This window comes from Pseudoalteromonas sp. 31A1, from assembly GCF_011378815.1.
GTDB lineage: Bacteria > Pseudomonadota > Gammaproteobacteria > Enterobacterales > Alteromonadaceae > Pseudoalteromonas > Pseudoalteromonas arctica.
In genome coordinates, this window is record NZ_WTKY01000005.1 from 280004 (window position 1) to 288953 (window position 8950).

An 8950-nucleotide genomic window follows, 5' to 3' on the forward strand; every position below is an offset into this window, starting at 1 on the left:
ATTAAAAAGCAAGTTAAATTATGCTTGGTTATTAAAAAGCAAACCTGAATTTTTATTATCTGAAGATGATGAAAACATTGAATCCATTAAAGTAGATACATTTTTTCGCACTGTTAATTGTATCGACGATAGCTCACTATCGAGTTGCTTTTTAAGTTCGCTTAGCTCTTCTATCGTTTCCTCTGTGGGCGTATCAGAACTATTGGTCATTTCTCTTATTTTACTCTGTAAATCTTTAATTGACTCGATCGCTTTATTCATTTGAACTGCTGAATTGTCACTCGAATCTTCTGTTTCGCTGCTAATAATAGACTTTGCGTCTTCAGTAGCTGCAGTAGAGCTCGTAGTTTTTTCGGCGTCTTTATTTAAAGAAGAGTCTGCTTTAGCCTCTGGACTTTTACTAGGATCATCCGTTTTTACAGTGTTTTTATTTAAATTACTTAGGCTTGAATAGCCATTGTCATTGTATAACTGCGAAGAAAGAGTTCCAAAATTCATTTTTGCCTCATGTGTCTAAAAATTGACGACTTTATTTTTATAATTAGAAGCAATTATCATTCCAAATATGGTAACAAATTGACCATCCGTATTTTAAACGGGAACAGGACTTATAAGTCGCCACGGGGTATTATTTTGCTTAATTTAAAATGCGAGGAAAGCTATACTTTTAAAATACGCCTGCGAAAGGCTAAATATTTTATGCACAGATGAAAACGCCATAAAGCTTTAAAACAAGCGCCAAATGGCAAGCAGCTAATAGATGCGGCAAACCCTTTTGTATTGCATCAACTTACGCCTTTAATTGGTGAATTCGCTAAATAATACCCTCACATAACGCTTGATATAACCTCACACGGCAGTACTATTAATTTACTCGAGCATAAAACAGACTTAGCCATACGTATTGGTGATTTATAAGATTCGAACTTACATGCTCGTAAACTTGGCCGTTAGTAAAACTCATTTTATTTACGTTTTCGCTTAGCGCAAGCAGCGGCGAAACAGTGCGGTATCATCGCGAATTGTGGCTTTTTTAGATTTCATAAAGCTTAGGCTTAGTTTATAAGCTCTGTATATTAATATTAATATGCTTATTAAATGTTTAACCGATTTTTTGACGCTTTTTAATAATCAAAAAGTATAAATAACAAAAGTAGTAATTAAAGGTATTAATTAAAATGGATTCTTTAACGCAGGTAGCATTAGGCAGTGCTGTAGGTTATGCGGTGTTAGGCAATAAAATAGGTCGAAAAGCCGTTTTATGGGGAGCAATTTTAGGCACGCTCCCTGATTTAGATGTATTTTTGCCATATGGCGGATCTGTAGAAGCATTTACTTATCACCGTGGCTTTAGCCATTCGTTATTAATACATTTATTAATTAGCCCGCTCATTGTATGGCTAATATTAAAAGTACACGCGGGAATGCAAATTTATAAAGTGCGCTGGTTTTGGCTAGTATTTTTAAGTTTATCTACACATGCCCTATTAGACAGCCTAACGGTATACGGTACACAACTACTCTGGCCTTTTACTGAGTACCCCTTTGCGGTTTCTAGTGTGTTTATTATTGATCCCGCTTATACGTTTCCTTTATTGATTGGCGTAATATGTACGCTGATTCCCAAAATAAAAGCAGCAACGGCTTATCGTATAAATACAGCAGCCTTAGTTTTAAGTAGCCTATATTTATTCTGTGCTTTAATTTTAAAAATAAATATTGATAACAAGGTAAAAACGGCCCTCAATAACAGGCAAATACCAGTAAATGCGTATGTTAGTACGCCTGCTCCGCTAACTACTTTGCTATGGCGTATTGTTGTGATGTCTGACGGGCAATACTATGAGGGTTATGCATCAGTATTTGACGCGCCCAACGATGTTACTTTAACGGCTTATCAAACGACGCCTTCATTGTTAAATAATATTAGCGATGAATGGGCTATAAAACGCTTGCAGTGGTTTACTAAAGGGTTTTATTCGGTACGCCAACAGCAAAGCAATATTGTACTTTCTGATTTACGTATGGGTATGGAATGCAACTATGTGTTTAATTTTGTAGTGGGTCAAAAAAATGATTCAGAAGTAAACCTTGGTAACTTTGAAAAAATAAGTCAAAGGCCAAAATTAAACAATCTTCATAAAATATGGAACAGAGTTTGGCAACCAAATGTGTCTTTAGCATCACCCGCTGCAAAAAATGACTGCAATAGCGAATAACGGCATATTATAAAATTCGTACTAGCATGAGGAAGTTAAGTGAAGTTCAAGCAGCAATTAAACTAAACAGTTCACTAAAGTGATTGCTGCTTTTTTTGCTGATACATTGCAACATCAGCATCTTGAATCATATCCTCAACTGATTTACCTGTATCGTGTTTAAAGTGTGTTACTCCTACACTGTAATCAATTTTGTATGGCTTGTTTAAGGTATTATTAGCATGCGCTATTGCATCCGCAAACCTTTGTAAAACAAACTCTGCTTTTGTCTCGTCTGAGTCGCTTAACATCGCAACAAATTCATCTCCGCCAAGTCGACCTATTACTTCACAATCACGAAATGAACTAAGCATAATTTGTGCAAATTTATTTAATACAAAATCGCCTTCGTGGTGTCCATAAATATCATTAATTTGTTTAAACTTATTGAGATCAAACAAAATAAACGACATTGATACTTTGTTTCGCCTACATACATTTAGCGTATGTTCGGCAAGGTTTAAAAAGCCACGTCGATTAGAGATTCTTGTTAACTCATCAATTGTGGCTAGTTGAATTGATTGAATTTCTCGCTCGACTAACGTGCCTAAATCTCTTAGTAATTGTTTTTCTTCATCATTGAGTTGTCTAGGTTTATTATCGGCAAGGCACAAAGTGCCTATAATGACTCCTTCCCTTAATTTTAAAGGAAAGCCTGCATAAAAGCGTACTTTAGGATCGCCTGTAACAAAGGGGTTATCAAAAAATCTTTCGTCTTGAGCTGTATCTGGGATTATTAATAACTCGTCTTGATTTATGGTGTGGCCACAAAATGAGGTTTCGCGAGGAAGCTCAGGCGCATCAAGCCCCTGCCTTGATTTAAACCACTGGCGGTCTTCGTCAATCAAAGTAACCAATGAAATAGAAACATTAAACATACGCTTGGCAATACGAGTAACACGATCAAAGCGCTCTTCATGAGACGTATCTAGAATTTTTAATGCTCTAAGCGCGTGTAATCGCTCAGCTTCGTTATTTGGAATCTCAGGTTTAATCATTAAAGCTCTATTAATTTTAAATGTTTTATAAATTACGAAACTGGAGCGAATATTTTCGAGTATATAATCCGATAAACTTATTTAAACTATAAACAGTCTGCCTATTCAAACTAGAACATTACCTAAAAATAGCAATAAATAAATATTTATAAATATCAGTAAGTCGTGCCTAAATAAATATAAGATTCAATCCGCAAAAAATTATGATTTAAACAGGTGGGAGTAGTGGTTGATACAACATAGCTACTCTTTAATGAAAAAGTAGTAGTGGCTATTTAGTTTTATTTAAATAACCACTGGATTTGGCATACTTACAAAAATAAACACTTTAATTTTGGTGCTCATATTGTCCACGGTAAACTTCAAATACTTTTAAAACAGTATGTTGCTCTTTAGTTAGGTTATCAAACCAATCATCAAACAGCTCATCATCTTCTTGCTCGCTTAGTGCCATATACCGCGCTAGTAATTCTACAATATCGTTATGGTTGCAGGTTAAAGGATTTACTTGTTGCGCCAAGGTACTGTGGTCGCGCTCTCTTAGGGTTTCCATTACCCCTTGATCAATTTGTTCTTGTTGTTGTGTTGCGTCACTCATACATAACCTCTGTAATAACTTTATAACCGTATTTGTTAACGTTTTAACTCTTAAATATAGTTATAACAGCCTAAACGCCAATAGCCAGCATTTTTGATTCAAGTGCTTATTTTTTTGATTTGTTTGCGCAAATAGCCAGCAATTACGGCCTTTTTGAGGAACATTTAAATAATTTGCAATGGGGGAATAAATACGTTAAATTAAAATGATATACTATCACATATCATTTATTGAGGCGTATTATGAAACCAAATATTCATCCTGATTACCACGTGGTTGCTTTTCACGATACCGCTGCCGATTCTTACTTTATTATTGGCTCAACCATTAAAACCAATCGCACAATCGAGATCGATGGTAATACTTACCCATACGTACCTATTGATGTATCAAGTGACTCGCACCCATTTTATACAGGCAAGCAAAAAACAACCGCTACAGATGGTCGCGTTGCGCAGTTTAATCGTCGTTTTAAAAGTTTATCGACTGTTAAAAAGGAAAAGGTATGAAAGTATTAAGCTCTCTTAAAAGTGCTAAGCAACGTCCGGGGTGTCAAATTGTAAAACGCAAAGGCCGCGTATTTGTAATTTGTAAAAACAACCCACGCTTTAAAGCAGTACAAGGAATGAAAAAGAAATAAGTTAAACGGGGATGCTCAACATATAATTAGGTAGCTTGCTTAAGCTACCTAATTTAGGGGGACTATTTTACCACTACTGAAAACTCTGGCACTGCCTGAATTACTTTTTTTACCGTACAGGTATTTACAGCTGCAATAAGCGCCTTTTTATACTTATCAGGGAAACCATCAGGTAAGTTAATCTCAATTGAAAATAACTTTTTACCGTTGTCATCTACATTTTCGTTGTTTTGGGTAAGCGTCATACCTTGCGTTGAAATATCACGCTGCTCGCAAAACTTACGCGCATAAAAACCTGCACATAAAACCATACTTACTAAAAAATAATCAAACGGTTCTGGATGCTCTGCATTGCCACCAGCGTTTACACTTTGATCGCTTATTACTTCTAGGTCGCCAAATTTAGCGCTTTGCTTTTGGCCTTCTAACATTGAAACTGAAATTTCCATTGTGTTTCCTTATATTTATTGCTGCAGATACCTTTAACATAATTAGCTTAAAAGTAGCTACTAAAGATACATAGTGTCTAGGTTTATGAACCGAACAGTAATTCAAAGAACCCTGGAGGCTCGTGTAACTCATGATATTTTTTACGTAAGTTATCTATATTTTTCAGTGGTTCTTTTGCCGCACTTAGCCCCTGCTCGATTGCTGCCTTTTTTGCAAGTTCAGCTTGAGCAATCACTTTATCAAGGCCCTGCAATGACTGCTCAGGTTTTTTGTAAAACTTAGCTGTTTTACTTACTTTTACTAGCTTTATAAATTCATCAATCGCAGTATTAAATTCACTAAGTTGAGTTGCCTGCACTGCTTGTTTATAAGCAAGGCCCGTATTTTTCATATTTATTTCAAGATCGACTTCTTGCTGCGCAAAAGACATTGAACTAAACGCAAAGGTAAAAATAATTACTAAATACTTCATGGTCAAACCTATTAATTAAAAACACCTAAATTGTATCAAGTTTACGTAGTAAAGTAACTTTACGAGCTGTTATGAGTACTTTGAACTGTAAAGGGGGTTTACAAATTAATCATTTTAAAGCTGCAATAGTGAAAAATATTCAAATAACGATTTTTTTTGAATAAAAAACATCTAATAAAAATCATTTTAAAAGAGTAATAACACACATAACCTTTACAAATAAGTACATATAACACTCACTGGCAACTTCAAATAAATAAAAATTTATATATGAATAATTATAAACCGCAAAAAGTTGACTTAAAAAACAACTGAAAATTTAACAAATAAAAACCAATGTTAATAACTAAAATACATAAGAAAAACTAAATGTAAAAAACCTCAGTAAATCATTTAAAAAGCTTTTGTAATTAATACCAAAAAACACAACAAAATTTCTTCAGGTTATTTCAAGTTACTTACTTTACAGTGAGTTAGCTACTTTTAATAAAATAATCAGCATGCAATAATCGCCGCCCTCATAATAAAGCTACATTGTATTTAATTACTAAAAATGTTCTCTGGGAATCAAATGAAACGTCATAACTTACTTTCTACTAGCATTAAATGTGCATTAATTACTGCTGCTGCAACAGCAAGTAATTCTGTGCTTGCACAAGATGAGCAAGCAACAAAAATTGAACGTGTTGAAGTAACGGGTTCACGTATTTTACGTGAAGGTGCGATTGCGCCTGCACCTGTTACAGTCATCAGTGGCGAGCAGCTAATGAACACTGGCGCTGTAAACATTGGTGAAGCGCTAAACAATTTACCAGCACTTGGCAATACATATTCTATGGCTAACTCAGGCCGCTTTATTGGTACTGCGGGTTTAAATATTCTTGATTTACGTAACATGGGTACAGATCGTACTTTGGTACTTGTAAATGGCAAGCGTCATGTATCAAGCTCTGCAGGTTCTCAATCTGTAGATACCAACACTATTCCAAGTGTATGGGTTGAACGTGTAGAGATAATTACTGGTGGTGCATCTGCTGTATACGGTGCTGATGCGGTAACAGGTGTTGTTAACTTTATATTAAAAGACAACATTGAAGGCATGGACTTTAGCGTTACACGTGGTTTTGCCGATTTAAGCAGCTACAACAACGAAAAAGCGACGTTCTCATACGGCTCTAACTTTGATAACGATCGTGGTAATGCAGCTTTTGCTATTGAGTACTCAGGCCAGGATTCATTAAACGCACTTGACCACCCATGGACTAGCACTTCGTTTAGTAGTTTACGTAATCAAGCCCAAACAGAAGCAAACAAAGATAGCGCAGCTTTCCCTGATAAAATTTTAACGCCTAATGCAGGTTATTACGCTATTAATAACGCCGGTGTTTATGCACTTGAAGATGGATATACTAATAGCTTTAATGCCGACAGCAGCGCTCGCAACTTATACATAGGTGATAATGTAGATGGCTTGTCGTGTGCAAACTGTGATTCGTTTAATCTTGGTCAATTTGAAGAGATTCAACCTGAGTTTGAGCGCTACAACGTAAACTTTAAAGTTAACTACGATGTTACCGACGACTTAAACGTTTACTTTGATGCAAAATACGTAAATAGCCAAGGCGAAAGCATAGGTCAACCTGCGTTTTTCTTCTTTGACGATGAAAACAGCATCAAAATCGACAACCCTTACCTAGACCCAGCCATTAAAGCACGTATGGAAGAGCAAGGTGTTGATTCGATCATGGTTAACCGCATGATGACCGACCTTGGCCGCCGCATTGAAAACAATACGCGTGAAACAACGCGCTTTGTTACCGGCTTAAAAGGCACAGTATTTGATGATTGGGAATTAGATACCTCAATAGTATACGGCCAAACTGATCTAGAGCGCGAAAATGGCGCTAACATGATTGTAGCAAATTACTTTAATGCACTTGATGCCGTTGAAGATACAAATGGTAACGTAGTATGTCGTAGTGCTGCAGCCCAAGCTGATGGCTGTGTTCCTGTAAATATTATGGGGTTTGGTTCGCCATCTCAACAAGCCATTGATTACATTAATACGGTATCTGTTGGCACTTCAACTATTAAGCAAACAGTTATTTCTGGCTCACTCGCTAATGGCGCTATTTTTGAATTACCAGCGGGCTATGTAGGTGTTGCATTTGGTGCTGAGTACCGTAAAGAAGAAAGCGAAACTAAAGAGCCTGATAACGCTGAAGGTACTTTTTTTAACGCACTGGGCGAAGATAAGGGCTCGTTTAACGTTCGCGAAGTATTCTTTGAAGCGACGATGCCAATTTTAACTGATTTACCGCTTATTCAAGATTTAGTGTTTGATACAGCAGTACGTCATGCTGACTACAGTACGATTGGCGAAGCAACTAGCTGGAAACTTGGCCTTGATTGGACTGTAAACGATGAACTACGTGTACGTGTAACTCAATCTGCAGCACTTCGTGCGCCAAACATTAGTGAAGTATTTGGTGCAGCAAGCCAAACTTTCTACAATGTAGACGACCCGTGTCGCGCTGAAAACTTAGGTGACTTATCAAACGGTGCAACACGTACTGCAAACTGTGCCGCATTAGGCGTAGCGAGTGACTTTAACTCAGATTACGATTCAGCCTCTTTAGATGGTTTAAGCAGTGGTAACCGCGATGTAAAAGGCGAAGAGTCAACAAGTACAACTGTAGGCATTGTTTACCAACCAGAGTTTTTAGAAAACGCGCTACTTACTATTGATTACTGGGAAATTGAACTTGAAGATGCAATTGACACAATTAACGCGCAAGACATTCTTGATCGCTGTGTAGATAGCGCAACAGGTATAAACAATCAGTACTGTAACTTAATCACACGTAATGCTAATGGTGAAATTACTTTAATTCAAAACTCAGTACTAAACGTTGCCGGTCAAAAGGCATCAGGGGTAGATTTTGAACTAGGTTACGATTTTGACGCGTTTGAAGGTAGCTTTAAAACACGCTTAATTGGTACTTACTTAATTGAACGTAAAGATTACCCGTTCCAAGACGACCCTAGTAACTACATTGAATACGCAGGTACTACAGGTGAAGCTAAGTGGCAAACTAACTTATCTGTAAGTTATGTTATGGATAACTTTTTCTCAACAGTTGAAACACGCTTTTTAAGTGAAGTCGATTTATACACAAATGTTGAACTTGAAAACAACCCTAACCCAAGTAATCAAATGTCTTACGGTAAATACTTTATTACCGATATGACTGTTGGTTATAACTTCGATAGCGGTTTAGGCGTTAAAGTAGGTGTTGATAACGTATTCAACCGTAAACTTCCGTACGGTTCACGTGGTACAAGCGCGGGTAGCGCAAGTTACGATAACATTGGCCGCTTTGGCTACATTAACTTAAGCTACAGCTTATAATTAATAAAATAACTTATTAGGGCGTGTTGATCATTGGTGGGTGAATTTGCAGCAGTATGTTTGGTTTTTAGGCAAGGCAGAGCCTATGTAGTGTGGTTATTCCCCATAAATAGGCGATAACG

Annotated in this window: 9 protein-coding genes and 1 pseudogene; 5 read left to right on the forward strand and 5 right to left on the reverse strand. The window is 36.6% G+C overall.

What is annotated here, in order from left to right; all coding sequences use genetic code 11:
• Positions 1-18: 18 nt before the first annotated feature.
• On the reverse strand, positions 19-498 hold the full coding sequence (locus tag GQR52_RS07875; RefSeq protein ID WP_165728064.1) for a hypothetical protein: 480 nt from the start codon (positions 496-498) through the stop codon (positions 19-21).
• Positions 499-667: 169 nt separating this feature from the next.
• Between GQR52_RS07875 and GQR52_RS20515 the strand changes: the two are divergent.
• Both GQR52_RS20515 and GQR52_RS07880 read left to right on the forward strand, forming a co-directional pair.
• Positions 668-915, forward strand: a pseudogene (locus GQR52_RS20515) (LysR family transcriptional regulator); the annotation flags it as partial.
• Positions 916-1178: 263 nt separating this feature from the next.
• Positions 1179-2219 (forward strand): metal-dependent hydrolase, encoded by a 1041-nt coding sequence (locus tag GQR52_RS07880; RefSeq protein WP_165728065.1) that lies wholly within the window; start codon positions 1179-1181, stop codon positions 2217-2219.
• Between the two features lie 74 nt (positions 2220-2293).
• On the opposite strand, the gene GQR52_RS07885 is transcribed toward GQR52_RS07880, so the two are convergent.
• Together GQR52_RS07885 and GQR52_RS07890 are read right to left on the reverse strand one after the other, a co-directional pair.
• Positions 2294-3256 carry a sensor domain-containing diguanylate cyclase gene (locus tag GQR52_RS07885; RefSeq protein ID WP_024593037.1) on the reverse strand — a complete coding sequence of 321 codons (963 nt, stop codon included), beginning with the start codon at positions 3254-3256 and terminating at the stop codon, positions 2294-2296.
• Between the two features lie 328 nt (positions 3257-3584).
• The gene (locus GQR52_RS07890; protein WP_007580861.1) at positions 3585-3854 is read right to left on the reverse strand and encodes a hypothetical protein; all 270 of its coding nucleotides are present in this window, start codon (positions 3852-3854) and stop codon (positions 3585-3587) included.
• Between the two features lie 242 nt (positions 3855-4096).
• Between GQR52_RS07890 and GQR52_RS07895 the strand changes: the two genes are divergently transcribed.
• Complete coding sequence (locus GQR52_RS07895) at positions 4097-4363, forward strand: type B 50S ribosomal protein L31 (RefSeq protein WP_165728066.1); 267 nt, start codon at positions 4097-4099, stop codon at positions 4361-4363.
• On the forward strand, positions 4360-4494 hold the full coding sequence (ykgO, locus tag GQR52_RS07900) for a type B 50S ribosomal protein L36 (RefSeq protein WP_002958669.1): 135 nt from the start codon (positions 4360-4362) through the stop codon (positions 4492-4494). Before GQR52_RS07895 ends, ykgO begins: the two co-directional genes overlap by 4 nt.
• Positions 4495-4556: 62 nt before the next feature.
• Here ykgO and GQR52_RS07905 read toward each other — a convergent pair whose 3' ends face one another.
• Together GQR52_RS07905 and GQR52_RS07910 are read right to left on the reverse strand one after the other, a co-directional pair.
• Positions 4557-4943: an OsmC family protein gene (locus GQR52_RS07905; RefSeq protein WP_002958670.1), complete on the reverse strand. Its 387-nt coding sequence runs from the start codon at positions 4941-4943 to the stop codon at positions 4557-4559.
• Positions 4944-5026: 83 nt separating this feature from the next.
• Positions 5027-5416: a cytochrome b562 gene (locus GQR52_RS07910; protein WP_165728067.1), complete on the reverse strand. Its 390-nt coding sequence runs from the start codon at positions 5414-5416 to the stop codon at positions 5027-5029.
• Positions 5417-5987: 571 nt separating this feature from the next.
• Here GQR52_RS07910 and GQR52_RS07915 point away from each other — a divergent pair.
• A complete protein-coding gene (locus tag GQR52_RS07915) occupies positions 5988-8828 on the forward strand; it encodes a TonB-dependent receptor (RefSeq protein WP_165728068.1) in 2841 nt (946 codons plus the stop codon).
• Positions 8829-8950: the final 122 nt, after the last annotated feature.